At 46.6% G+C, this 26,363-nt stretch carries 27 protein-coding genes; 6 read left to right on the top strand and 21 right to left on the bottom strand.

What is annotated here, in order from left to right; all coding sequences use genetic code 11:
- Nucleotides 1–110 precede the first annotated feature (110 nt).
- On the bottom strand, nucleotides 111–377 hold the full coding sequence (locus KNO92_RS07105) for a UPF0223 family protein (RefSeq protein WP_214695627.1): 267 nt from the start codon (nucleotides 375–377) through the stop codon (nucleotides 111–113).
- A 157-nt stretch (nucleotides 378–534) separates the two neighbouring features.
- On the opposite strand from KNO92_RS07105, the gene KNO92_RS07100 reads away from it, so the two are divergent.
- Nucleotides 535–2,016, top strand: coding sequence for an aminotransferase class I/II-fold pyridoxal phosphate-dependent enzyme (locus tag KNO92_RS07100; RefSeq protein ID WP_214760628.1), 1,482 nt, complete (start codon nucleotides 535–537; stop codon nucleotides 2,014–2,016).
- A 119-nt stretch (nucleotides 2,017–2,135) separates the two neighbouring features.
- Here KNO92_RS07100 and KNO92_RS07095 read toward each other — a convergent pair whose 3' ends face one another.
- On the bottom strand, nucleotides 2,136–2,441 hold the full coding sequence (locus tag KNO92_RS07095) for a DUF3055 domain-containing protein (protein ID WP_074034985.1): 306 nt from the start codon (nucleotides 2,439–2,441) through the stop codon (nucleotides 2,136–2,138).
- Between the two features lie 75 nt (nucleotides 2,442–2,516).
- Between KNO92_RS07095 and aac(6') the strand changes: the two genes are divergently transcribed.
- A complete protein-coding gene (aac(6'), locus tag KNO92_RS07090) occupies nucleotides 2,517–2,966 on the top strand; it encodes an aminoglycoside 6'-N-acetyltransferase (RefSeq protein ID WP_214760626.1) in 450 nt (149 codons plus the stop codon).
- 20 nt (nucleotides 2,967–2,986) lie between these two features.
- Here aac(6') and lpdA read toward each other — a convergent pair whose 3' ends face one another.
- The 4 genes from lpdA to pdhA all read right to left on the bottom strand — a co-directional run bounded on the left by lpdA (nucleotide 2,987) and on the right by pdhA (nucleotide 7,841).
- Nucleotides 2,987–4,399, bottom strand: coding sequence for a dihydrolipoyl dehydrogenase (lpdA, locus tag KNO92_RS07085; protein WP_074034989.1), 1,413 nt, complete (start codon nucleotides 4,397–4,399; stop codon nucleotides 2,987–2,989).
- Between the two features lie 4 nt (nucleotides 4,400–4,403).
- The gene (locus tag KNO92_RS07080; RefSeq protein ID WP_214695577.1) at nucleotides 4,404–5,696 is read right to left on the bottom strand and encodes a dihydrolipoamide acetyltransferase family protein; all 1,293 of its coding nucleotides are present in this window, start codon (nucleotides 5,694–5,696) and stop codon (nucleotides 4,404–4,406) included.
- A gap of 78 nt (nucleotides 5,697–5,774) precedes the next feature.
- Complete coding sequence (locus tag KNO92_RS07075) at nucleotides 5,775–6,752, bottom strand: alpha-ketoacid dehydrogenase subunit beta (RefSeq protein WP_074034993.1); 978 nt, start codon at nucleotides 6,750–6,752, stop codon at nucleotides 5,775–5,777.
- 3 nt (nucleotides 6,753–6,755) lie between these two features.
- Entirely contained in the window at nucleotides 6,756–7,841 is a 1,086-nt protein-coding gene (gene pdhA, locus KNO92_RS07070) for a pyruvate dehydrogenase (acetyl-transferring) E1 component subunit alpha (protein WP_015881258.1), read from the bottom strand.
- Nucleotides 7,842–8,172: 331 nt separating this feature from the next.
- Here pdhA and def point away from each other — a divergent pair, with 331 nt between their 5' ends.
- Nucleotides 8,173–8,712 carry a peptide deformylase gene (gene def, locus KNO92_RS07065; RefSeq protein ID WP_214695575.1) on the top strand — a complete coding sequence of 180 codons (540 nt, stop codon included), beginning with the start codon at nucleotides 8,173–8,175 and terminating at the stop codon, nucleotides 8,710–8,712.
- Nucleotide 8,713: 1 nt separating this feature from the next.
- Nucleotides 8,714–10,339: an alpha/beta hydrolase gene (locus KNO92_RS07060; protein ID WP_214760624.1), complete on the top strand. Its 1,626-nt coding sequence runs from the start codon at nucleotides 8,714–8,716 to the stop codon at nucleotides 10,337–10,339.
- A gap of 39 nt (nucleotides 10,340–10,378) precedes the next feature.
- On the opposite strand, the gene KNO92_RS07055 is transcribed toward KNO92_RS07060, so the two are convergent.
- Both KNO92_RS07055 and rnjA read right to left on the bottom strand, forming a co-directional pair.
- Nucleotides 10,379–11,836 carry a phospholipase D family protein gene (locus KNO92_RS07055; RefSeq protein WP_214760622.1) on the bottom strand — a complete coding sequence of 486 codons (1,458 nt, stop codon included), beginning with the start codon at nucleotides 11,834–11,836 and terminating at the stop codon, nucleotides 10,379–10,381.
- A 60-nt stretch (nucleotides 11,837–11,896) separates the two neighbouring features.
- The gene (gene rnjA, locus KNO92_RS07050) at nucleotides 11,897–13,564 is read right to left on the bottom strand and encodes a ribonuclease J1 (protein WP_015881254.1); all 1,668 of its coding nucleotides are present in this window, start codon (nucleotides 13,562–13,564) and stop codon (nucleotides 11,897–11,899) included.
- A gap of 200 nt (nucleotides 13,565–13,764) precedes the next feature.
- Between rnjA and KNO92_RS07045 the strand changes: the two genes are divergently transcribed.
- On the top strand, nucleotides 13,765–14,553 hold the full coding sequence (locus KNO92_RS07045; protein WP_214760620.1) for a Cof-type HAD-IIB family hydrolase: 789 nt from the start codon (nucleotides 13,765–13,767) through the stop codon (nucleotides 14,551–14,553).
- Between the two features lie 79 nt (nucleotides 14,554–14,632).
- Here the strand turns inward: KNO92_RS07045 and KNO92_RS07040 are convergent, their stop codons facing one another.
- The 5 genes from KNO92_RS07040 to KNO92_RS07020 form a co-directional block, all read right to left on the bottom strand.
- Nucleotides 14,633–15,295, bottom strand: coding sequence for a potassium channel family protein (locus KNO92_RS07040; protein ID WP_214695570.1), 663 nt, complete (start codon nucleotides 15,293–15,295; stop codon nucleotides 14,633–14,635).
- Nucleotides 15,296–15,423: 128 nt separating this feature from the next.
- Nucleotides 15,424–16,455, bottom strand: a complete 1,032-nt coding sequence (locus KNO92_RS07035; RefSeq protein WP_074035002.1) for a cytochrome d ubiquinol oxidase subunit II — start codon at nucleotides 16,453–16,455, stop codon at nucleotides 15,424–15,426.
- A gap of 14 nt (nucleotides 16,456–16,469) precedes the next feature.
- Entirely contained in the window at nucleotides 16,470–17,858 is a 1,389-nt protein-coding gene (locus KNO92_RS07030; RefSeq protein ID WP_214695568.1) for a cytochrome ubiquinol oxidase subunit I, read from the bottom strand.
- A 259-nt stretch (nucleotides 17,859–18,117) separates the two neighbouring features.
- The gene (locus tag KNO92_RS07025) at nucleotides 18,118–19,239 is read right to left on the bottom strand and encodes an N-acetyldiaminopimelate deacetylase (RefSeq protein WP_074035009.1); all 1,122 of its coding nucleotides are present in this window, start codon (nucleotides 19,237–19,239) and stop codon (nucleotides 18,118–18,120) included.
- Nucleotides 19,236–20,114: a transcriptional regulator CcpC gene (locus KNO92_RS07020; protein WP_074035014.1), complete on the bottom strand. Its 879-nt coding sequence runs from the start codon at nucleotides 20,112–20,114 to the stop codon at nucleotides 19,236–19,238. Before KNO92_RS07020 ends, KNO92_RS07025 begins: the two co-directional genes overlap by 4 nt.
- 108 nt (nucleotides 20,115–20,222) lie before the next feature.
- Between KNO92_RS07020 and KNO92_RS07015 the strand changes: the two genes are divergently transcribed.
- A complete protein-coding gene (locus tag KNO92_RS07015; RefSeq protein WP_214748368.1) occupies nucleotides 20,223–20,609 on the top strand; it encodes a disulfide bond formation protein B in 387 nt (128 codons plus the stop codon).
- 44 nt (nucleotides 20,610–20,653) lie between these two features.
- Here KNO92_RS07015 and nadE read toward each other — a convergent pair whose 3' ends face one another.
- From nadE to KNO92_RS06975, 8 genes are all read right to left on the bottom strand, one after another.
- Nucleotides 20,654–21,469, bottom strand: a complete 816-nt coding sequence (nadE, locus tag KNO92_RS07010) for an ammonia-dependent NAD(+) synthetase (RefSeq protein ID WP_214695554.1) — start codon at nucleotides 21,467–21,469, stop codon at nucleotides 20,654–20,656.
- A gap of 111 nt (nucleotides 21,470–21,580) precedes the next feature.
- Entirely contained in the window at nucleotides 21,581–22,375 is a 795-nt protein-coding gene (locus KNO92_RS07005; RefSeq protein ID WP_214760618.1) for a BsuPI-related putative proteinase inhibitor, read from the bottom strand.
- 99 nt (nucleotides 22,376–22,474) lie between these two features.
- On the bottom strand, nucleotides 22,475–22,669 hold the full coding sequence (locus tag KNO92_RS07000) for a hypothetical protein (protein ID WP_214695545.1): 195 nt from the start codon (nucleotides 22,667–22,669) through the stop codon (nucleotides 22,475–22,477).
- Between the two features lie 245 nt (nucleotides 22,670–22,914).
- Complete coding sequence (locus KNO92_RS06995; RefSeq protein WP_214695543.1) at nucleotides 22,915–24,006, bottom strand: virulence factor; 1,092 nt, start codon at nucleotides 24,004–24,006, stop codon at nucleotides 22,915–22,917.
- An 85-nt stretch (nucleotides 24,007–24,091) separates the two neighbouring features.
- Nucleotides 24,092–24,331, bottom strand: coding sequence for a hypothetical protein (locus KNO92_RS06990; RefSeq protein ID WP_214760616.1), 240 nt, complete (start codon nucleotides 24,329–24,331; stop codon nucleotides 24,092–24,094).
- Nucleotides 24,332–24,399: 68 nt separating this feature from the next.
- Nucleotides 24,400–24,960, bottom strand: coding sequence for an NADPH-dependent FMN reductase (locus tag KNO92_RS06985; RefSeq protein ID WP_214695536.1), 561 nt, complete (start codon nucleotides 24,958–24,960; stop codon nucleotides 24,400–24,402).
- Nucleotides 24,947–25,666, bottom strand: a complete 720-nt coding sequence (locus tag KNO92_RS06980; protein ID WP_214760613.1) for an alpha/beta fold hydrolase — start codon at nucleotides 25,664–25,666, stop codon at nucleotides 24,947–24,949. The genes KNO92_RS06985 and KNO92_RS06980 overlap by 14 nt, the downstream gene beginning before the upstream one ends.
- A complete protein-coding gene (locus KNO92_RS06975; protein WP_214695532.1) occupies nucleotides 25,663–26,238 on the bottom strand; it encodes a GNAT family N-acetyltransferase in 576 nt (191 codons plus the stop codon). Before KNO92_RS06975 ends, KNO92_RS06980 begins: the two co-directional genes overlap by 4 nt.
- Nucleotides 26,239–26,363: the final 125 nt, after the last annotated feature.

Here is a 26,363-nt window from a genome sequence, read left to right as displayed (position 1 = left end):
AAACGGCTTGAGCCCTGTCGAATACAGGTCTCAAGCCGCCTAATTTGGTTTTCATTATTTGCCCTGTCTACTTGACGGGGAGCAGTTCATTTGCTCGGGCATGCTCGGACTTACAATTTAATCATTTTGCTCGACGACTTCATCGCCGCTTGAACGGTACGATACGTAGAATATCCAGTCTGTTCGTCGTGAACCGTGTTCAGTTGTTTCTCCTCTGACTTAGATGTTACGATTTGCTTGAAGGCACGATACGCGTCTAGAAAAACCTCACGCTCGACTCCACCTTCATTCGCTTGTGCGACGACATTGTAGAACTCGACGACTTCGATCAATTCATCGGTCGTCCAATCCGGATTAATCGGATAGTTGATTTGCATAATGTTCACCTCGACACTCATTGTATCAACAAAAAAAACTATTGCAAGTTACGTCAGAAATCTCTATAGTTTTTTTGTTGCTTCTTTTTTAAATCAACATATAAATTAACGATATCATTCATCTAATAAATAAACTGATTCCAAGGGGGATTTACGATTGAAATTAAAAGGTGCTACTCAGCTCGAAACGCCACTATTTGACACGTTACTTGAACATGTCGACTCAAATCCGATTGCGTTCCATATTCCTGGTCACAAGAGCGGGAAAGGGATGGATCCGGAGTTTCGTGACTTTATTGGCGAAAACGCCCTAAAAATTGATTTGATTAACATTGCCCCACTCGATGACCTTCATCATCCAAAAGCGGCAATCGCTGAAGCGGAACGCTTGGCGGCAGAGGCGTTCCGTGCTGATGAGACCTTTTTCTCCGTTCAAGGAACGTCGAGTGCCATCATGGCGATGATCATGGGCGTCGTCGGACCGAATGAGAAAATCATCGTTCCACGTAACGTGCACAAATCGGTCATGTCCGCGCTCGTCTTGACGGGTGCACACCCGGTCTTCATCCACCCAGAATTCGATGAGACGTACGGCATCGCGCACGGGATTACAGCAAGTGCCGTAGAACGCGCACTCGAGCTTCACCCGGATACAAAAGCCGTACTCGTTATCAACCCGACTTATTTCGGTGTCGCGGGTGATTTGGAGCGAATCGTTGACGTCGCTCATGCACAAGACGTGCCCGTACTTGTCGATGAGGCACACGGCGTCCATCTTCCGTTTCACGATGAACTCCCACTCTCGGCGATGCAAGCCGGAGCGGACGTGGCGGCAACGAGCGTGCATAAACTTGGCGGCTCGATGACAGGAAGTTCCATCTTGAACGTACGCCGGGGTCTCGTGTCACCAGAGCGGATTCACGCGATGCTTTCGATGATCACGACAACTTCAACATCATACTTGCTCCTCGCTTCTCTTGATGCGGCGCGTCGACAGCTTGCGACGAAAGGTCATATGATGAACGAACGTGCGCTTGACCTTGCTCGAGCAGCACGTACAGCAATCGGTCAAATGCCGAACTTGTCGGTTTACGGACATGCGGAGCTTCACTCAGAGTCGACTTATGCACTCGATGAGACAAAAGTGCTCGTGTCGGTTCGTGAGCTCGGTGTGACAGGATTTGAAGTCGAGAAGTATCTTCGTGAGAAACACCGCATCGAAGTCGAGATGTCAGATTTATTAAACGTGCTCTTCATTGTCACGTCAGCAGACGATGAGTCGACGATTCAAGCATTGATTGAAGCGATGCGTGACGTCGTGTCCGTTTATCAGAAGTCTGGGAATGACTCACTCTCGATTATGCTTCCTGAAATCCCGCCATTGGCTCTTAGCCCGCGTGATGCGTTTTATGAAGAGACGGAGACAATCCCTCTTGAGAACGCCGTCGGACGCATTTCAGCGGAATTCATTATGGTGTACCCACCAGGGATTCCAATCATCATTCCAGGTGAGTTGATCACAACGTCGACACTCGAATACATCATGGCCAACATCGAAGCCGGTCTCCCGGTTCAAGGTCTTGAAGATGAGTCTCTTCAGATGATCAAAGTCATCCAACAAACGAAAGCGATTCGCTAAACAAAAAAATGAGCCGGTCATCGTGACCGGCTCATTTTTTATGTCATCTCAGAAAAGGTGGCTGTAGATGATCGAATTGCTTCCCCTATTGCCTATTATAAGAAAACGCTTACATGTTTTCAAGTGTCAATTTCTTCAGATGCTTCTGTTTTTTCAACTAGGCAGAGTCGTAAAAATTCAGCGACGTGTTCTGTATCATTCAAGTTAATGCCGAGCATCGGATACAATTGACGGGGCTCTTCTAAAGCATGTAGATCGAGAAGGGCCGATTGACCGGTTTGCATACAGACGACTAATACCTTGCCCATAAATTGGTGTGTATAGACGAAACCAAAATCATAGCGGGCAGCTTCTGTCTCAATCCCGGTGAAACGTACGCGACTCGTCTCAGATACGGTATATAATAACTCCTCATCGAATGCCATCAGGATTCCCTCCCTTCTCTCTTCACAAGTATTTTCCTTTATACTACAAGTATGAAACCTAAGGAGAGAGTCATCATGAAAATTGAGTATGCCAAATCGTCAAATCAAGAAGCACTCGTAAAGTTGATGCATGAGCTATGGCCCGACGCCCCGATTGAGGAATTGCGGATGGAAGTCAAACTCGGTCTTGCTTCAAAAAAAATGCATTATTTCATCGCATCCTCTGACACAAAAGCGATTGGATTTTGCCAGCTCAGCTTCCGGCATGACTACGTGCCAGGTTCAAGCATGTCTCCGACAGCCTATGTGGAAGGAATCTATGTCATTGAAGCAGAGCGTCAAAGAGGTGTCGCCGCCCGTCTGATTGATGCTGCCTCAACATTCGCGGCAAGTCATGGTTGTATCGAACTGGCATCAGATACCGAACTTGAAAACGAGAGCAGCCAACAGTTCCACGAGAAAATCGGATTCCAAGAAGTCGAACGCGTCGTCACCTATATCAAAAAACTCTCTCACGAAAAGTGAGAGAGTTTTTACTAGCATACTTATTTAACGACGTGGATTGGCATACCCATTGCGATTTCAGCAGCTTCCATTGCCATCTCACCGAGTGATGGGTGAGCGTGGATTGTAAGTGCGATATCTTCAGCAGTCATACCAGCTTCGATTGCGAGACCAAGCTCAGCAATCATATCTGAAGCGCCAGTACCCGCGATTTGAGCACCGATCAAGAGACCGTCCTCTTTGCGAGTGATGAGCTTCATGAAGCCGTCTGGCTCGTCAAGTGCAAGTGCACGACCGTTCGCTGCGAATGGGAATTTCGAAACTGTGATTTCGAGTCCTTCTTCTTTTGCGAGTGGCTCTGTGTAACCAACAGTTGCGAGTTCAGGATCTGTGAAGACGACTGCAGGGATTGCAGAGTAGTCGAGGTAAGCTGGCTTACCTGCTGCTGCTTCCGCTGCGATTTTCGCCTCGTAAGATGCTTTGTGTGCAAGTGGTGGTCCAGGAACGATATCACCGATTGCATAGATGTTTTCGTTCGAAGTCTTACACTGGTCATCGATTTCGATGATTCCACGGTCGCTGATTTTAACGTCCGCGTTCTCAAGGCCGATGTCGCCTGTGTTTGGACGACGACCAACTGTGACGAGGACATAGTCCGCTTCAACAGATTGCTCTTCACCGTTTACTTCAAACTTAACAGTTACGCCGTCTTCCGTTTCTTCGACGCCTTTAGCAAGTGCGTTTGTGTGGATTGTGACGTTCCCTTTTTGTTTGAGTTTCTTCTTAACGATTTGCGTCATTTGTGGTTCGAAACCAGACAAGATGTCGCTAGCGCCTTCTACAACAACTACTTCTGTATCGAAGTTAGCGTATGCAGTACCGAGCTCCATACCGATGTATCCACCGCCGATGACGACGAGTTTCTTCGGTACTTCAGGAAGTGCCAATGCGCCAGTTGAAGAAAGGACGCGTTTTGACCATTTGAACGATGGAATCTCGATTGGTGTAGAACCAGTCGCAACGATCGCTTTTTTGAATTTGTAAGGAGTTGAGCTGTCTTCTGTGATGACACGAACTGTGTCTTCAGAAGCGAAGAAAGCTTCACCTTGAACGATTTCAATCTTGTTTCCTTTAAGGAGACCTTTGACACCGCCAGTCAATTTGTTAACAACTGACTGTTTCCAGTCTTGAACTTTTGTGAAGTCCACTGACACGTTGTCAGACGAGATTCCCATTGAATCATGTCCTTTAGCGTGTTGGAAGTTGTGTCCAGCTGTGATCAACGCTTTCGATGGGATACATCCGACGTTTAAGCAGACACCACCGAAGTTGCCTTTCTCAACGATTGTTACTTTCATTCCGAGCTGTGCGCCACGGATTGCGGCAACGTATCCACCAGGACCGGCACCGATGACAAGCAAATCAGTTTCTTGTGCGAATTCTCCTACTACCATGTTCTTATCCCTCCATCATTAGAAGTGCTGGGTCTTCGAGCAAGCGTTTCACCATGTTAAGAGCGTTTTGTGCAGTCGCACCGTCGATGAGGCGGTGGTCAAAGCTGAATGAAAGTGCAAGTACTGGCGCAGCAACGATTTCACCGTTCTTCACGACAGCTTTCTCAGCGATACGACCGATACCGAGAATTGCAACTTCTGGGTGGTTGATGACAGGTGTGAACCATTGTCCACCAGCAGAACCGATGTTTGTGATTGTGATCGATCCGCCTTTCATGTCTTCCCCAGCGAGCTTACCTTCACGAGCTTTACCTGCAAGTTCGTTAATGTTTGTAGCAAGTGCATAGATTGATTTACGGTCTGCATCTTTTACGACTGGTACAACGAGTCCGTTGTCCGTGTCAGCTGCGATACCGATGTTGTAATAGTTTTTGTAAACGATTTCTTCGTTCACATCATCGATTGAAGCGTTGATTGTTGGGAATGCTTTCGCTGCAGCAGTCAATGCTTTCACGACGAATGGCAAGTACGTGAGTTTCACGCCTTGGTCAGCCGCGACTTGTTTGAAGTCTTTGCGGAGTGCGACGAGTTTTGTAACGTCGACTTCGTCCATGAGTGTAACGTGTGGTGCAGTGTGTTTCGAGTTAACCATAGCTTTCGAGATGGCTTTACGGATTCCACGGATTTTCTCACGTGTTTCAAGTTCTGGAGTCGCTGACTCGTAAGGCTTGATTTCCGTTTTCGCAGCTGCTGCTGGTGCTACAGAATCTGTTTTCTCTGTTGTAGCTTCTGCAGACGGTGCTTCACCGTTCGCGAATGCATCGATGTCTTCTTTCAAGACGCGGCCGTTGTCGCCAGAACCGTTTACTTCACGGATGTCGACACCTTTTTCACGTGCATATTTACGGACAGATGGCATTGCGATGACACGCTCAGATTTGTGAAGTTGAACGTCGCGTGGCGCGTCTTCTTTCACATCTTCTTTTACGTCTTCTGTCTTCTCTTCTGCTTTTGGTTGTTCAGGTGTCTCTTCTTCTTCACCTGCTGGTGCGTCGCCTTCGATGTCAAACGAAATGAGGACGTCGCCGACTACGGCAACTGTACCTTCAGAAACTTTAACTTCTTTGACTGTACCGTCGACTGGAGCTGGGATTTCAACGACTGCTTTGTCGTTTTGTACTTCTAAAAGAACATCGTCCTCTTTGACCGTATCCCCTGCTTTTACGAACCACTTGACGATTTCACCTTCGTGAATACCTTCACCGATATCTGGTAATTTAAATTCAAATACTGCCACTGGTTTTTCCTCCCATCAATTCATCATGTAAACACGACAAGGGAGATAATTCTCCCTCATCATTTATTCGACACGATCTTAGAAGTTCACAACTTCCTTAACTTTTGCAACGACATCTTTATGGTCTGGTAACCACATGTCTTCACCTTGTGCAAATGCGAAGACTGTGTCTGGTGCAGTTACTCGAAGAACTGGTGCTTCGAGGTGAAGAATTGCGCGTTCTTGAATTTCAGTTACAACGTTTGCTGCGATACCTGCTTGACGTTGTGCCTCTTGAACGACGATCGCACGACCTGTTTTCTTAACAGATTCTACGATTGTGTCGATATCAAGCGGGCTCACTGTCATGAGGTCGATGACTTCAACGTTGATGTTTTCTTTTTCGAGCTCTTCCGCTGCTTTAAGTGAAGTGTGCACCATCGCACCGTAAGTGATGATTGAAACGTCTGTACCTTCACGTTTCACATCTGCTTTACCGAGTTCGATTGTGTAATCACCTTCAGGTACTTCGCCACGGAATGAACGATACAATTTCATGTGCTCGAGGAACACAACTGGGTCGTTGTCACGGATTGACGCGATCAACAAACCTTTTGCATCGTAAGGAGTCGATGGAATAACGACTTTAAGACCAGGTGTCTGAGCCATCAAACCTTCAAGGCTGTCCGCGTGAAGCTCAGGTGTCTTAACTCCACCACCGAATGGTGAACGGATTGTGATCGGTTGGCTGTAAGCGCCGCCTGAACGGTAACGCATACGTGCCATTTGAGCTGCGATTGAGTCAAATACTTCGAATACGAATCCGAAGAATTGAACTTCCATAATCGGACGGAATCCAGTAAGACCTAGACCGATTGCAAGACCACCAATCCCTGATTCAGCGAGTGGCGTGTCGAAGACACGGTCTTCGCCGAGCTCGTCTTGGAGACCTTCCGTCGCACGGAATACCCCACCGTTTTTACCAACGTCTTCTCCGAAGAGAAGTACTTTCTCGTCGCGTTTCATTTCAACGCGCATCGCATCAGTAATCGCTTGGATCATTGTCATTTGAGCCATAACTTACTTCGACTCCTTTGCAGTATATTCTTCAAGCTGTTCTTTCAAGTTTGAAGGAAGTTCTTCGAACATGTTGTTGATGAAGTCCGAAACTTTTTGTTTTGGTTCTTTGTCAGCTTGGCTGATTGCTTCTTTCACATCAGCTTTCGCTTGCTCGATCACTTCGTTCTCCATGTCTTCGTTCCAGAGTTTTTTGTTCTCAAGGAAGAGACGGAAACGTACGAGTGGATCTTTTTCTTGATACTCTGTGTCGAGTTCTTTTGTACGGTAACGTGTTGGGTCATCCCCAGCGAGCGTGTGTGGTCCGTAACGGTAAGTGAGTGACTCGATGAGCGTTGGTGTTCCTTCGAGTGCGTCTACGCGAGCTTGTTGTGTCGCTGCAAGCACTGCAAGAACGTCCATTCCGTCTACTTGGATTCCGTTGATTCCAGCTGCAACAGCTTTTTGCGCGATCGTTTTAGCTGCTGTTTGCTTCTCAACTGGTGTCGAAATAGCGAAGCGGTTGTTTTGAACGACGAAGATTGCTGGTGATTTGAATGCACCTGCAAAATTCAATCCTTCGTAGAAGTCACCTTGTGATGAGCCACCGTCACCTGTGTAAGTAATAGCGACATTTTTGTTGCCGTTGCGTTTGAGGCCCATAGCCACACCCGCAGTTTGAATGATTTGTGCACCGATGATGATTTGCGGCATCAATACGTTGACACCTTCAGGGATACGGTTTCCTGCCACGTGTCCACGTGAGAACAAGAACGCTTGATAAAGCGGAAGTCCGTGGAATACGAGTTGTGGAATATCACGGTATCCTGGAAGAATCCAGTCCTCTTTGTCGAGCGCGTATTGCGTCCCGATCATCGTCGCCTCTTGACCTGCCACTGGCGCATAGAATCCTAGGCGTCCTTGACGGTTAAGTGAGATGGCGCGTTGGTCCCAGATTCGAGTATAGACCATGCGGCGCATGAGTTCCTGAAGTTGCTCGTCCGTTAGGTCAGGCATTGCGTCTTGGTTGACGACCTCACCCTTCTCGTCGAGAATACGGAACGTTTGGAAGTTTTCTTCCACGTTTTGAAGTACCTGAACGTTGTTCATTCGTTTCACCTCATCCTTTCAACTATGAGACAATTGTCTTTTTTGTGATCAAACACTATCTCAAATCTTACGTGTATCTGTCCAAAAAAGCAATCTGTATTAACGTAATTCAGGAAAGTTATGCTCTCCTGCCGTTTCCTAGTTAGTATAAAACGGGTTGTTATAATAACGCAAAAAATATGCTTACTGAAATAAAACGCTTACATTCAAGGGATATGACATTCATTTTGTCTCTGTATCATTTTCGTTTCACCTTCTGTACCATCCACATTCTTCTCTCTTTAAATATGATATAATCAATCATATATGTTTTATAGAAAGGAAGTTGCACATGTTAACGATGAAAGACGTCATTCGCGAAGGAGACGAACGACTCCGCACACGTTCAATTGAAGTACCGATTCCTCCAACCGAAGAGGACTTGGCGTTACTCCACGAAATGGAGACGTTCCTCGTCAATAGTCAAGACCCAGAGATGAGTGAAAAATACGAGTTACGAGGTGGTGTCGGAATCGCCGCGCCACAACTCGGGGTAAACCGTCGTTTCTTCACAGTCTTGCTACAAGAAGAGGAAGAGACGTTCAAACTTTCGATTTTCAATCCTAAAATCACGAGCCACTCTGTCGAACAGACATTTTTAAATGGCGGGGAAGGATGCTTGTCAGTCGATCGCGTGGTCAAAGGAAATGTACCTCGTTTTCGTCGAATCACATTAGAAGGGTTCGACCGAGACGGACAGCCAATCAAGCTGCGCCTTCGGGGAATGCGTGCAATCGTGTGTCAGCACGAGCTCGACCATTTGGACGGCATCTTGTTCTATGACCGAATCAATACGTCGAATCCGCTAGACACATACGGCGAACCGATTTAACATGTTTAGCTCGAGAAAAAGGGCACTGTTGTTACTATTCCCATTTTTATTTCTTTTAATCGGCGGATGTGTGCGCATTAATTACGATGCGACCGTGCATTACGATCAATCCGTTTCTCTCGAAACCACGTATGCTTTCCGCGACCACCCAGTAATGAAGTTGCTCAATCTCAGGCTCGACTGGGATACGTGGAAGGAGCAGGCGGAGGAAAACGGGTACGAGACAGAAGATTATTCAAGTGCCGATGACTATGAAGGAATGGTCTTAAAGAAAACGTTCCGCAATGTGGATGAGTTGCAACAGATTAAAGAAGAATGGAAAACGGGTCCAGCCGGAATTCTCGTCCCACCTGACATTCAATTCGACATCGAGCAGCGAGATGGCATCTGGTTTGACTCTTACACGATGCAGACGAACCTCGACCTCCGACTTGACCAGGTTGACTTACCGGGTGTCGAACTATCGGGCTCTCCGAAAAAATTAGCCGAGCGCTATATCCGTCAAGCCGACATTCGTTTTAACTTGACCGTTCCGACCGGTGTGTTTGTGGAGGACGGGACGGGACTTGACCTTCGCTCGATGAAGCATGTCGAATGGCAAGTGTACGGAGGACGTCAAAATAATTTAACACTCGTCGCCCATGTACCGAACGTTAAAGCATGGGTGATCACCATCATCGTATTGGTGGCAACCATCATCTTAAGTTATTTCATTTGGCGCAAGTATAGACGAAACGTCGGCAACCCTAGAGAAACGTCAATTCGTTCACGTCTGTTGGGGTTATTGATTGTTTCCCTCTCGCTCGTATTGATTGTCGGGACATTCCGACAAGAATTGGCGAATGAGCGACAATCCGAGGCGATTCGCCAAGCGTCTCAGACGAACGAATTTATCCCTACTTTCGCGGTGCATGGTCTACTTGGGACTGACCGAACGTTCCTCCGCTTCTCGCAAGCGATGGAAGAGAGTGGTCAGGCTACCGACGGCGCCCTTTGTACGGTAACTGTCAAAGGAAAAACCGATTGCGAAATTTATGACTATAGCTCGAATCGTCCAATCGTTCGAATCGAGTTCGAGGATGCAGAAGCTTCTTTGAACAATCAAACGAAATGGTTAAATTCAGCCATTGAAACGTATAAGAAAACGAGAAACCGCTCATTCGATCGCATGTATATCCTCGGTCATAGTATGGGTGGCGTTGCAGCAGCCAACTACATTTTGAATCAGGAGACATACATCGTCGACAAGTTCGTCACGTTTGATAGTCCATTCGGCGGCACTCGACTCGCAAACTTTGGCCTATCGGCTAGTAACTTTGGAATCAACACAGGTAGCCCAGCTATCCGTGACTTATCACCCAACTCGGACGGGCTACAAGCGTTCCAGTCAAAACTGGAGACATGGCCACGATCCGTACAAGTGCTATCCTTCTCTGGACGAGGCGGCGAGTTCAATCTGATTGAGCCGGAGAGTTCTCTGTTACTAGAAGAATATACAAATAACATTCAAACAGAGACCGTACCGTACGATCATTTCTCGCTTCACCGTAAGAGTGACGTCTTGAAAGAGACCAGGAAATTCTTATATGAATATACGAATGAGTTTAATCCAATCGAGACGAACTAACGTCAAAACAGCTATCCCCAATTTGAGGATAGCTGTTTTTTAGTATGTCATCGTCCATGTCACTTTTTGAAGCCAATACATCACGTACTTTCCAAGTGGGAGATCGGTTTGAATCTCGTCATATGCCACAGTGTACGTTCCATCCTCGTTATTCCATAAGCGATTGAAATAATCGTCTACTTCATCAAAGAAAGCTGTATCCTCTTCTCCTTTTACCTCGACGTCTGCCTCAAGGTTGTAATCGTTCATATTTCGTGTCGTATAATTCCCTGAGCCTAGGACGACTGTCTTCTCTTCCCCGTCCACAAAGAGGATTTTTGGATGATATTGTTCCTTGCCGACATCATACCAACGAATTTCGATTTGTTCAGGATTGACGGTATTTAGTTCTGCCGTCACAGGTAAGTTCGGCAATCCCGATTTTGAACGACCAAATGCGTTCGTATTCGGGTCGAGAATCATGTTCACGGTCACGCCTCGGCCGGCGGCATCCTCAATTGCTTGAATGATATTTCGGTCAGCCAAGTAGAACATACCGATCCATATCGTATCGCCGTCCGCCGCTCCATTTATCGCATCGAGCACCGACTCCTGAATCTTCCCTTCCGTGACGTAACGAATCTCCATCGGCGCCTCGTTCGGCGCGCTTTCGATCTTCGATAATGCGTCATCGTCCGGGAAACGTCGTGCATCGCCTATTGAGAACGTCGCGACTGCTTGTTCCCCTTTAGCTATCTCTTTTAAAATGGGTCCTTTTAAATGAACACCGACATTTGAGTGATACCCACTCGCATCATGCGGGTTCGCCGATAATACGAACCCTTCATTTTCTGTCACCATCACTTTTCGGTGGTTCGCTTTAATGTTCAGCAATCTTAAATACGCCCGAACGGTAATATCCGGTGCCGACGAGGCCATCGGATTCGGCAACCATCCGTCCTGACTATCCCCAAACCATTGAAGCGCCATCCGATAAAACGTGGAGTACAAAATGTTTGGGTCACGAAGTGCGTCGAGATTCGTGTACACAACTTCCACCCCCGCCTCTTCTAGCACATCGAAGTGGTCGGAAACGTGCCCGTTATACGTCGTATTGATATCGTCTGTAATAAAGACGACTTTCAAGTCCGGGTACCGCTCCATTTGCTCCAGCAGCGCTGATGACAATCGCGCCGTGATATCCGGATATTGCCGGTCTTCATTCGAATAAGGGTTGAATAAGAAAAAGTCCATGACGATATATTCCTCGGCTTCCTGAATTGCTCGCTCGACTTCATCAAAAATTTCTTGCTCAATAATTTCTGTATCATCACCCTGATATGTCAAATCATGAAGAAAATCGATTTGGTCATCCGAAATGAGATAAGGTTCAGATTGTCGTGACACCCCTTCCGGTAACGGTTTCACTTGGTGATACACAAGTGTGATAAGAAAAATGACAGCGATGATGGCCAATCCCCACTTGAGCCATCCTTTTTTCCCTTTTTCCTTAGCCATGAGTTCCCCTCCTCCTTTGTAGTTCAAAAAACGGGCTGTAGTCACCTACAGCCCGTTTGATCATACTTCCATAATAATCGGCAGGACCATCGGGTGTCTCCGCGTCTTTTGTGCCAAATATGGTGTGAGCGTATCGGATACGAGTTGTTTCATTTCCGACCACTTCATCTGTTTATTTGACAACCCTTGCTCGACGGTTTTCTTCAACAAACGTTCGCCGTCACGAATCAAGCTACCCGATTCACGCATATAGACGAATCCACGCGAGATGATATCCGGCCCTGAAACGAGTTTACGTGTCTTGCCATCGATACTGATGACAACGACGACGAGTCCATCTTCAGAAAGGATACGACGATCCCTTAATACAATATTCCCGATATCGCCGATTCCATTCCCATCAATGTAAACGGCGTTCGCAGAAATTTTACCGGTGACCGCAGCCGACTCAGAATCGACAGCAAGCACTTCCCCGTTATCCATGACGAAGCTATTTTCTTTCGGAATCCCGACTGATTCAGCAAGCTCCGCATGTTTCTTCAGCATGCGATACTCTCCGTGAATCGGCATAAAGAATTTTGGATTGAGAAGACGAATCATCAACAACTGTTCTTGTTGTGAACCGTGTCCAGACGTGTGAATGTTCGTCAACTTCCCGTATACGACGTCAGCCCCTGCTTTATACAGCTGGTCAATCGTCTTTCCGACCGAGATGGCGTTCCCTGGAATCGGAGAAGATGAGAAGATGACCGTATCTCCCGGGATGATCGACACTTGACGGTGTGTCCCGTTCGCGATACGACTAAGCGCGGCCATCGGTTCACCTTGTGAACCGGTACAAAGAATGGCAATCTCGTTCGGATCATAGTGACGCATTTGATTCGCTTCAATGATCATCCCTTTCGGAACGTTGATGAATCCGAGTTCTTGCCCGATTGTCATGACTTTCTCCATCGAACGACCGAAAATCATGAGATGACGTCCTGTCTCAGCACACGCATCGACGACTTGTTGCAATCGATAAATGTTCGATGCGAATGTCGCGAAGATGATTCGACCGTCTGCTTTACGGAACGTCTCGCTAATCGTTCCCCCAACGACGCTCTCACTCATCGTGAAGCCTTCGACTTCCGCATTTGTCGAGTCAGACAAGAGACAGAGCACGCCTTCTTTTCCAATCTCCGCCATCTTAGCGAGATCGGCAGGTTCACCGACTGGTGTGAAGTCGAACTTGAAGTCACCTGTATGGACGATGTTCCCCTGTGGTGTTTTGACGACAACACCGAGCGAGTTTGGAATCGAGTGCGTCGTTCGGAAGAACGAAATGCTCGTTTTACGGAACTTGATGAGTGAATCCTCATCGATTTCGTGGAGTTCCGCCTCACGCAACAATCCATGCTCCTCGAGTTTTACTTTAATCAAACCAAGCGCAAGTTTTGTCGCGTAAATCGGTAACTGAACTTGCTTAAGTAAGAATGGAATTCCACCGATATGGTCTTCGTGACCGTGCGTGATGAATACCCCTTTTACCTTGTCCTTGTTTTTAATCAAATACGAGTAATCCGGAATCACATAGTCAATCCCAAGCAAGTCATCCTCTGGGAACATGATTCCCGCATCGATGACGATGATTTCATCTTGGAATTGAACAACGTATGTGTTCTTCCCGATTTCTCCTAGTCCGCCTAATGCGAACACGGCTGTTTGGTGGTTCTTAACAAACTTCATTTAATCTCTCCTTACTTCAATTATTAATACATCTATGTGAAACATAAGTGATTCTCGAATATGTCCGTAAGATTCTTTTTTCATTATAGCTCATATCATGGCAATATTTCACTAACGATGTGATATTCGTGGTAGTTTCCCTATTTCGTGTTATCCTTTTAGTGGGATCAGAAAACATATTTTTTAGACAAAGAGAAAGAATGGTGAATCAAATGGAAGAGCAAAAAGTTGTTTTTTTCGACATTGACGGCACACTTTTACATGAAGGTAGCTATATTCCACCTTCAACGATTTCAGCGATTCAAGCGCTTCGTGAAAATGGCGTCGAGACGTTTATCGCGACGGGACGAGGACCAGCGATGTTATCGGATATCCCGGAACGCGTCGGAATCGATAGCCTTGTTTGTTACAACGGTCAAATCGTTGTGCATAAAGGTGAAATCGTGTATCGCAACACACTCTCTAAAGATGCGCTCGGTCGTTTGACGACTCATGCCACGTCGAACGACCATACCCTCGTCTACCTGGGACAAGATCGCGGCGGCGCTTCAAAACCGGATGACGCCATCGTCAAGCAATCGCTCGGAGAACTCGACATGCCGATTCCTCGCTACGAACCAAACTTCCACGCAGAAGAAGACGTTTATCAAACGCTCCTTTACTGTACACCTGAAGATGAGCATCACTATCTCAATGCCTATCATGAGTTCGACTTCATCCGCTGGCATCCACATGCGATGGACGTCATCAATAAAGGTGCTAGTAAAGCTGATGGCATTCGTCACTTTATCGAAGCGAACGGTTATCGACTCGAGAATACGTACGCGTTTGGAGACGCTTTGAACGACTTGGCCATGCTCCAATATGTAGGGACAGGGATTGCCATGGGAAATGCCCGTTCTGAAGCGAAAGACGTTGCTGACTTTGTGACGAAATCGATTCTTGAAGATGGAATCGAATATGGATTGAAAGCGATGAAATTAATCTAAAAAAAGAGACCTCTTGCGTCAAACCGCCGAGTTGGATCAATCGATTCAACGATCACGGTATCGCTCAAGAGGTCTTTTTTTATTTCGAACGTAACGTCCGTTCAAGTCTATCGAGATCGGTATCTTTTCCGATGATAATCAAAATATCTTCTGATAAGATCATCTCATCCGCCTGCGGAGAAATGAGGACATCGTCATCACGACGAATGGCGACAATGTTGACTCCATATTTTGCCCGTAAATCCAAATCGATGAGCGATTTATTCGACAGCTTATCTGACGCTTTGATTTCCACGATTGAATGTTCATTTGATAATTCAAGATAATCTAAAATACTCTGGCTCATCAACCCGTTTGCAATCCGAACGCCCATATCTCGTTCTGGGTGGACGATATTATCTGCACCGATGCGACGGAGAACTTTTTCATGGTAATCATTTGTCGCTTTGACAGTGATGATTTGGACGCCAAGTTCTTTTAAGATCAACGTCGTCAAAATCGAAGCTTGAATGTTTTCACCGATGGCAACGATAACGTGTTCAAAGTTACGAATCCCTAAACTCTTCAACACGTTTTCATCTGTCGTATCCGCGATTACGGCATGAGTAGCTAAACCCATAAACTCATTGACGCGTTCCTCATCTGAATCGATGGCAAGAACATCGTATCCGTTTGAAGACAACTCACGGACGATCGACCCACCAAATCGCCCTAAACCAATGACTGCAAATTCACCTGTCATAATCCTACATCCCTTTCCTACACATGGTCTCTTCTTGATTCTTCGTTCAGTGTAACTGATTCCCTTTCAAAACTCTACTTAAAACAAGATGGGATCTCCTTCATGTGAAGGAAATCCCATCTTTAAAGTCATGCTTTTCCGCTCGAACGTTTCCCGCGTACATAATCGTTGTCAAACAGGAACAAACGGAGCAACAAGTAGAGCGCCGGAACGAGAAGGAGCAATCCTAAGATGAATACGACGACGAGTGCCACCGCCATCGACTCGTTGACGACACTTCCATTGATATCGATATACGGATACAAGATATAAGGTAAGTGTGAATATCCGTAGCCGAACCATGCCATAAAGAATTGTCCCATGACCATCAAGAAAGCAATCCCGTAATTTCGCTTCATATAAACGAATGATACGGCAATCACGAAGAAGAGGAAGCTCATTGCGAACCACCACCAGTTTCCTCCTAAGATGCTCTCGTAGTGCCAAGCAGCTTGCGACTTCAAACCGAAGAAGACGAGCCCAGAAGCAATAATCGTCGGAACGCTCCAGAAGAGCGCCCATTTTCTGACGAGTTCGACCGCATTTTGATCGCGTGCTTTGTCCGCATAGAACAAGAGGAACATCGCGCTAATATAGAGGACTGAAACAATCGCCAAGATGACGACTGTCCATGAATAAAAATTGGTGAACAACTTCGCGCCGTCAAAGAAGACGCCGTTTTCCGTCTCGGTGATGAATCCACCTTGACTGACCGTCAATACGGTCGACATCGAAGCTGGGATGAGTAATCCTGTGGCTCCGTATAGGAACATATACAGCGTGCTTTCTTTCGACCCATAGTTCGCGAATGCGTAAAAGCTACCGCGAATCGCAAGTAAAATCAACACGACGGATGCCGGAACGAGTAACGCCGTTCCATAGTAATAAGCTGTATCCGGAAAGAATCCGACAATCCCGACGAAGAAGAAGACGAAAAACACGTTCGTCACTTCCCACGTCGGTGACAAATACCGTTTAACGAGACGGTTCACCAAGTGATCCCGTTTTGTATAACGGCTATAGAATGCGAAGAAGCCAGCACCGAAGTCAATCGATGCGACGATGAGATAGCCGTATAGGAACGTCCATAAGACGGCAATCCCTAACTCTTGAATTTGCATGTCATACCCTCCGATCACACTTCATCCGCAAACATCGCTTCACCACGATGTTCGGATTGTTTTAGTTCTTTCCCTACTGGGTTCTCTTTGAACAGACGTGATAGAACGACCACTGTGACTGTTCCGAGCACCGCATAGAGGATCGCGAAAGCGACAAGCATCCAACCGACATTCGCTGATGTCGTAGCTGCTTCACTCGTACGCATCAACTCATAAAGCGCCCACGGTTGACGACCAAATTCAGCGAAGAACCAACCGAATTCAATCGCTGCCATCGCAAGCGGTCCACCGGCTGCAATCGCAAAGAGCATCGGTTTACTGAACTGATTCAAACGTTTAATATAACGCCCTAATACGAACAGGAAGGAAATCAGCGCTAGAAGCATCCCGATTCCAACCATCGCATCAAACAAGTAGTGAACAAAGAGCGGTGGCTGGTCTTCTTTCGCAAATTCATCGAGACCTGTCACCTCATAGTTCGGAACACCACCAGCAAGAATTGAAAGCGCGTAAGGAATTTTTAAGGCGCCGCGGACTTCATATCCGCCCTCACCGTCATCTTCTAACCATCCACCGAGAATCAATTCCGCTTCGGAGGAGGTTTCAAAGTGCCATTCGGCTGCTGCTAATTTATCCGGTTGATATTGTGCCAAATACTTACCTGAGAAGTCTCCGACAAGTGCTGTCGCAATCGCAAAGATCAAGGCGACTGTCATCGTCAAGCGAAGACCTTTTTTGTGATATTCGATTGACATCTTGTCCAGTTGATTACGACGTTGACGTAACAACTGTACAGCTGCAATCGCTGCTAAGATGAACGCAGACGTTAAAATTGCAGACGTCAATACGTGTGCCATCTTCGTTGGCATAGCTGGACTGAACATCGCTTCAAGCGGACTGACGTTCGCCAAACGACCGTCAACGATATCAAATCCTACCGGTTGGTTCATAAAGCTGTTTACCGTTGTGATAAAGAACCCTGAGAACAATGCACCGACTGCGACCGGAATCCCGAGAAGCATGTGATGCCACGGGTTTTTAAAACGATCCCACGTATACAAGTAAATTCCGAGGAAAATCGCTTCGAAGAAGAAAGCGAACGTCTCCATGAATAGTGGAAGTGCAATCGTTTGACCCGCAACACGCATCAAGTTCGGCCATAATAACGAAAGCTGTAGACCGATTGCTGTACCCGTTACTACCCCGACCGCTACGGTCACGACATAACCACGTGACCACCGGCGAGCCATGAGGGTATATTTCGGGTCTTTTTTACGAATTCCTAAAAATTCAGCCAATAAGATTAAAAGTGGAACCCCGACGCCGAGTGTGGCAAAAATCACATGAAAACCTAATGTGAGTGCCGTCAATGCTCGGCTCATCAGGACAGGATCTTGAAACATCTATTGATTACCTCCTATCTCTCTCTATCGCTTCGAACCCATGTATGAAACGACAATCACAGATGAATACCCTTCGATACTTCCATCATAATGATTTTATATTGTGCTGTAATGTCTCAATGCTCGAGTTTGCAAAATGTTCACATTTGAGCAATCGCCACAGAATTGTCGCTTTACATTCATATTTGATTCCCTTTTTGCTCACACTTCACTCTTTTTTGGGCACACTAAAAGCGGTCTCAAATGAGACCGCTTCGTGTTATTGAATCATGACCGTACGGAAATAGTGGTCAAACAATTCAATGGCTACTTCAATCGCTCGTTCGTCCGGGTTGAGTGTCGATTGATGGAGACCCGACCCCATATCGTTCACACCTAGCCAAACCATGAATCCAGGAACTTGTTTCAGCATATATCCGAAGTCTTCCCCTGTCATGGCAGGAACACACGTCTTATACGAATATCCTACCTCTTCGACCGCTTCTTCGAACTGATAAAGATAGCGTTCATCGTTGACGACCTCGTGATAGCGATTGCCGAATTCAAGGTCGATTTGAACGTTATACGTCATTTCGACACCGGCGATAATCTGACGAATCCGGCTCTCGAGTACAACCATCTCCTTGTCAGATAACGCACGTACCGTTCCATCTAACTTGGCCGTATCGGCGATGATGTTCTCTTTTGTTCCCGCTGCGACTTTCCCGATGCTGACGACCGCACTCCCCATCGGATCGATGTTCCGTGACACGATGGTTTGCAGTTGCATGATGAGGGCGGCTTGGACGATGACGGCATCAATTCCTGCGTGGGGGAATGCACCGTGCCCTCCCTTCCCATGAATCGTAATATGGAGTTCACGTGCACTTGCGAATAATACACCCGGTCTAGACGCTACCATCCCGACCGGATATTCCGGAGCGACATGTAATCCGAATAGCGCGTCCGGACGGAAGTGATAGAACAATTCGGATTTCGCCATCGGTTCTGCCCCGCCCGGCCCTTCTTCAGCCGGTTGGAAGAAGACGACAAGATGGTGGTTGAACGGGACTTCGACCGCTCGTTTGATCAATCCGAGCGCGATAGACATATGGACATCATGGCCGCACGCATGCATCATACCTTCATGAATCGATGCAAACTCCAATCCGGTCTCCTCGGTAATCGGTAGCCCATCCATGTCGGCTCGGTACCCAATCGTCTTCTCCCCGACGAGACCATCCACGCGAACGAAAAGGCCCGTCCGCCAGTGCGTGATATGAACACGCGGCGAATCGAGCGAACGGATCAGTTGTTCGAGAGTCGCCTGTGTTTTAAATTCTTCATATCCAGCTTCCGGGATTAAATGCAGTTGTCTTCTTGCTTCGATTGCCCAATTCATGATTCAGTCTCCTTCGTAACTTCTTCAACAATGTTCCAAAATGCTTGTACTTGTGCCAATTCCAACATCGATTCTGTCGACAGCATCCACGTGTCCCGAACGAGCGGGACACCACTCGAGGACGTCAACGGAATCTTGTTCATTTCATTGACATCTTTAATGGTCGACTCCGGTAAAATGGCGAAGCCGATTCCATGTAACGCCATCTGTTTACACGTTTCAATCTGATCCACGACGAGTGTGGTGAGCGGCGGGCTCGAAAATCGTTCCTGCCACCATTCTAATATTTCCTGGTAATATGTCGAGTCGCTCTTAAATTGAATAAATGAGCGTTCGTTATTTTTTAGCTGGGCGAGATCTGTCATTTTTAAATCGACCAAGTGTAAGGAATCAGAGAACAGCTTCATGCGTTCCCCGCGCCAATCCGGATTTCCCCGAATGATGCCGATATGAAAATTCTCTTCAAGCATGTAACGCATCATTTCACTCGACCATCCGGTGACTAACTTGACACGGACAGACGGATATCGCTCCACGAACGTCTTTAACACCTTCGGGAGCCAATACTGTCCCATGATGGAAGCGACGGCAATCTTTAACGTCCCATATACTTCTCCCGGATTTGCCGTCAGCTCGCTGCGTAGCTCTTGTTCTTCACTGTACATTTTCTTGGCGAACTCGATGATTTTCTCCCCGTCTGGCGTCAAGGCAAGACCACGTGTCGAACGAACGAAGATCTTTTTTCCCCATTGATGTTCGATTGTCACGAGCCGTTGACTGAGCGCTGGTTGAGAGACGAATAACCGTTCCGCCGCTTTGCGCATATTCAATTCTTCTGCAAGGATAATCAACACTTCTACTTCCGATACTTGCATGACGTCACCTGTTTCTCTATCATTTGAAAGATTGTATACTGAATAAGTATTTGTTTCAATGTATCATATCATGTTTATTCATCAATTTGATTGTTAGGAGGAAATCTGATGCAACGCCATCATTTCGCCTTTATCGTTGCGACCGTCGCGACGCTTGGCAGCCTTTACTTCTCTGAAGTCATGCTCTTTTTACCGTGCAAATTGTGTTGGTTCCAACGCATCTTTATGTATCCACTCGCCATCTACTACTTGACGATCATGTTGACCGCCCGCGATGTGAATCGATTGTTTGTCGGAATTATGGCCGGCGCCGGCTGGTGTATTAGTCTTTATCACGTCATCCTAGAACGTATTCCGAACGGAGAAGCCTTCTGCACGAACGACTGTCTCATTCGCTGGGTGAATTACTTTGGTTTTGTTACCATCCCACTTCTCAGTTTTATCGCCTTTACATGTATTCTCATTATCCAATTCGTCCCGTTCAAAAAAGCGTAAGACGTACAAAGGAGAAGCCGTCATCATGACGGCTTCTCCTTTTCTTATTGCCACCACTCGTCGTACAGAGAAGCAGGCATGTGATGCTTATGACGTGAACGTTTGAAAATCGTCTCAATCCGCTCTGCAATCACCGGGTCGACGGATTTTCCTTCTAAATAATCATCTAATTGGTCATATGTCATGCCGAGCGCCACTTCGTCAGGCAATCCCGGACGACCGTCTTCTAGATCGGCTGTTGGCACTTTATAAATAACACGTTCATGTGCCTCTAGTTCATGAAGGAGAGCTTTCCCTTGACGTTTGTTCAGACCAGTCAACGGTGTGAGGTCACACGCCCCGTCTCCGTGTTTCGTGTAGAATCCCGTCACATATTCCGCTGCATGGTCCGTGCCGACGACAAGGGCACCAAACGTTGCCGCGATATCATATTGCGCCTTCATCCGTTCACGCGCTTTCGTGTTCCCTTTATGGAAGTCACTCAACTCAAGACCTGTCGCTTGTCGGAACGCTTCTACCGATGCGTCGACGGCAGGTTTGATATTGACGGTGAGCGACTTATCCGGACGGATGAACTCGAGGGCGAGTTGGGCATCATCTTCATCATGTTGTTCGCCATACGGTAATCTTACCGCATAAAACGTGTAGTCCCCCGCATCTTCCGCTCGTAGTTCTTCCATGGCGAGCTGACACAGTTTCCCTGCCAAACTAGAGTCTTGTCCACCTGAAATTCCAAGGACAAGTCCTTTCGCACCGGCACGTTTCACATACGCTTTCAAGAAATCGATTCGTTGACGAATTTCCGCCTGCGGATCGATGGTCGGTTTGACATGTGTTGATTCGATAATATGTTGTTGCATGAATGACCCTCCCATAATTCTCTCATTTCGTTTTATTGTCTGATAATTCACAAACCCCGTCAACTAGCGACGTACAAAAGAAAGACGGAAACATTCGTTTCCGTCTCATGATTATTGAATTTGGAATGACGTAACTTCTCCACCAATCGGTGTCAATTCGAGGAATAATTTTTGACTCTCGGCTGGTGCTTCATCGAGCAATACGCCAAATGTGAAGCTTCCACCTGTCACTTCTGCCGCACCTTGGGCATACAAGTTATGCCCGTCTGACACAGACCATTCAAACTCTACTTCTTCTGTGAAGCCACTGACTTGAATCATCGTATCATTCAAATCAATTTTCACGTCACGGAACGCACCGTCTGTTTGCGGTTCAGATGCAGGTGTTTCTTCTGGTGTTTCAGTTGTGTCCTCTTCTGGCTCTTCTGCTACTCGTTCAACAGTGAAGAACGTCTCATCAGTCACAGCGATTTCTGGTGCTCCATCGACTTGACCGAGTGCGATCACTTCGACCGAGTATTCACCAGCTGCCAATTCTAATGGGAATACCTCATCGAAGATCTTTTGTTCATCCGCTTCCCACGTCTCTTCGATAATCGATTCCGTAAACATATATTCGCTACCATAGTCAAATACGGTTTCGTCACCTTGTTTGATGATCAATTGGAAGCGTTGTGAAGAGTTGAACGTCACTTTCGCCGCCTCTTCATTCGGGTTTGTCATCTTGACAGTTGCTGATAATGTATTGGCTGACGCATCATATGCCATTTCCGTGTCAAGCGTTAATGGAGCTGGTGGTTCAGACGAATCGCTATTCACTTGACTCGGTTTCGCCTCTTCTTTTCCACATCCTGCTACGACTAGTATGATTGCCGTCACGACGGCGAGTAACCAAGTTTTTTTCATGGATCCCACTCTCCTCAACAAAATAAAAAAACGTCTATAGCACCAGTGTATACAAAGTGCAGACGTTTGTAATGATTTTCCTTATATTATTTACCTTTTTTACGAAACTTTAGCTTGTTCCATGTACTGTTGCCAACCGGTCATGAACAACGAATCAGCGATATCGAGATCAGACCGGACTTGAGCCGAAATGGAGAACGTCTCACTATGCATCGATTCAAACGTGACGACCATCGTCTCTCCTACCACTTCTTTATAAGCTACAAGTTCAGGCGTTTCTGCAAACAACATCATAAGTATGGCTCCTTTGTTCATCTGTGATAAACCTAGTGTACCAATCTGAAACCAAGATGTAGGTCCTATCGTTCGACAGGAGAACAGTGACATTTTACCTATTGTCGAAACGCTTACATCAAATGTTAGTCAAATGGTGAAATGTGCATATAAGATATCGAAAAAGAGAGGGAATCCGCCTTGAAGACCCCTCTCCTTTCCTGAAAATGTAAATGAAATTGATTCATCACATGTCGAACGAAACATCACTTCGTGCGGTTTGAAATTTGTTGCCATACAGTTCCGAGAGCCGTTTCTCCGCTTGTGATCCGTTCTTTTGCGAGTCGTGCCTGCAATGAAACTTCAAATTCGCGGTCTTGTTCGGCAACTGTCAAAGCCGGAACAGCGCGTTCGTCTCCACAATCGAACAAGAAACGAGCCGCACGCCAACGAACGAGTTTATTCTTATCTTTCAGCGCCTCAATCATCGAAGGTTGAGATTGAGGTAACGCCCAATCTGAGACCGTATCCCCAGCCGTACGTCGCACGATCGGAGAAGCGTCCACAAGAGCTTGTTCGATATATGTGACATATTCCTCACGACGTTCTTCAAACATCCCGATCATAACGACAGCTTGTCGACGAATCGCCATCACGGAATCTTCGAGTGCACGGCGGAAATACACCATATTCTCGTCTTGAATGTCCAATTCGTCTAAGAAAGCCATCCGGTCTTTCCAATTGTCAGATTGCAAGTGGTTCGCATTTGCTTCAAAGTCAGCCTCGCGCCCAAACGCTCGAGCCACGATACGCTCCACTCGTTCTTGTGGATACGCAGCTTCTAACTCTTCTTGAGCGACGACACTGACCTCATCCAGTTCACCATAGCGTGGGGCTTGCTCCACCCAACGACGGTCTTGAATGACATTCTTCACTTGTGCTTGAACTTCCATGGCCGCGTCGACGAAACGTTTCGATAACCCGATCCGTTTTTCCTCGTCCCCTTTGACGAGTTTCAACTGCATCGGGACATCGAGCACGAACTGGACGGATACATGGACCGGTTCATAGTCTGTATCCATCTGTGCAGATTCGACTTCCTCGACTTGTTCTCCGAACGCCCGTCGGATTTCATTCATCACGTCATGCCAGTCATGTTTCGGATGACGCTCGACAGCGAGAAAATCAGATACCGCATATACGGATTTGACGCCTCGAAGCCCAACGATTTCTTGAATAATGGCTGGGGCATCCGTACTCGCTTTGTCATACGTGGTGCCTCTCCCTTCAAACGGAGGGTCCACAATGATCTTCAAGTTATTTGGACTTGGTGTCGGTTCAATTGCTACTAGTTTCATCCTCATCACCTCACTCTCAATCGTGACGAAAATGACAAAAAAACGCAAGCGAGTCGCTTGCGTTCGAGTCACCCATCTATTCTATTTAGAACAACGCGATAAACTGTTGGAGTGAATACGTCGTACCATCCACAGTAAACGTGTCGTCCTCTGAAATCGGTTCAAGGAAGAAACGTTTTTCACCATTCTCTTTTACGTAACCAAAAATATGATTGGATTGATAGAACAATTCAACAATCGTCATCCGTCCAAACGTCATTCCATCGTTCATTACCGCCCGATCACCTAATTTGCCGCCATTGTACAGTTCGATGTAAGTTTCCATTTTGGTGTCGCTCCTCTTGTGTTTGTTTTCACAATTCCTTTCTATCAAACTAAAAGAGCGACTTCAAGTTAATTTTTTGCGTTACGCTTCCAAAATTCAATCCATTTACGATACTCCGATAATGTTCTATTAATTTGATGAATCGATTTCTCATCGTGTAATCCCGTATCGTCAATCTTCTCCTTACAATGCGTGATGAAAATTTCATTTCCCGGTAAAACATTTGCACGATTTGTGGCAAATACTTGTCGGAGATGAATTTGACATCTGGCCGTTCCAAGGATGCCTGGTGAGGCACCAGCAATCATGACCGGTTTATCTCGAAGTGGCGTCCCCGGCTCGAGCGATAACCAGTCGATTGCATTCTTTAAGACACCAGGGATGCTATGGTTATATTCAGGTGTGACGATTAATAGTCCGTCGGCTTCTCGAACGGACTGCTTCAAAGCGGCCACAGCTTCTGGTTCATCCGGATCAATCAAATCGTCGTTGAACAGTGGGAGCTCAATGGAAACGACTTCAATATCAAAATCATCTTGAGCCAATTCAATAATTGAATGTAAAAGAGCGGTATTAAAAGATTTCTTACGCAGACTACCCGACATGGCGATTAATTTATATTTTTCCATGCTCTACCTCCTGAATCCACTTATTCACGATTTCCGCTTCTTCTTCAGGACCTTCCATCATCCCCATGTGACTATATGGGACAATCGCTGTCATATGACGTTCTGCACCTAGAAACGCACGCTCCTCATTCATATTCGGATCTTTTTCCCCATAAATGAATAAACCAGGGAGTTCAGTCGCCTGAACGGTATCGACTTCGTCTTCACGATCCCGAATCGCACTTTGCGCGTTCACAACCCCTTCAACCGACATCTCGTACCCAATCTCGATTGCTTGTTGGATGAGAACAGGATTTGAATCCTTTGTAAAGACATTCGGGATCATCCCGTCGATAAACGGCTTTATCCCTTCTTCAATGACCTTGTTGATTGCCCCGTTCCGTTTTTCTTTCGCTTCTTCTGAATCAGAGGCAGCGGTCGAATGCATCAATCCAAAGCCGGATAACTCTGTAGCATAGCGACGAACAAGGTTGGTCGTTACATATCCTCCGAACGAATGTCCGATAACAAGTGGTTGTTCAAGATTTCGAAGTCGAATCTCTTCCATGACCCAATCTGCGAACTGGTCCATCGTTTCCGGTCCGACTTCCGTTCCTGCATGACCCGGAAGTGTGAGTGCATGAACTTCAGCGTTCAATAACGGTTCTAACTGTTCAAAATATGTTGGCGAACCGCACAATCCATGTAACAATACGAGTGCTTTCATATCATTGAGTGCTCCTTTTCTTCCCATTCTGTTTTAAGTAGCCGATACATCGTCAAATCCATGAACCGACCGTGGCTGTATGCATAATCATGTAAGAGGCCTTCTTCTATAAATCCGAGCTTTTGTACGAGGCGATTCGACCCCTCATTCCCTGGTGCCACCAAGGCGGAGATTCGGTGAAACTTGAACTCTTCGAATCCATGTTGGATGACGGCAGTCGCCGCTTCAAAAGCCACCCCTTGTCTCCAATAATGGGGAGAGACTTCGAATCCGATTTCAGCCCGGTAATATTGAGGCGTCCAATTATGAAAACCGATTGTGCCGATTAACTCGTTTGTCAATCGATCACAGATGGCCCAACGAATCGCTTTGCCTTGTTGAAACTGGTCTTTAAAATAGGCGATGACATTTTTCGCCTCATAAACAGCAAGCAACGGGTCCGACCCATAATAACGCATCACTTCTTCAGTGGATAAGATGGTATAAAGTGCTCTAGCATCACGCGGTTCTAGCTCTCGCAGGATAAACCGGGGCGTAGCGAGCTCAGGAAAACTACGTTTCAATCCCCACATGTGGAACCCGCCTTTCCTTTTCGTTTCCTCAAGTATACTTCTATTTTCCCAAATGTATCGAACTCAACCCTCTTGAACCGTCTCAAGATAGCGGAAATCATGTGTTTTTGCTACTATGAATGTAG

Source organism: Exiguobacterium sp. s129 (genome assembly GCF_018617585.1).
Lineage (GTDB): Bacteria > Bacillota > Bacilli > Exiguobacteriales > Exiguobacteriaceae > Exiguobacterium > Exiguobacterium aestuarii_A.
Note: the sequence above shows the minus strand (reverse complement) of the source record. Positions and strands in the feature narration are given on the sequence as shown.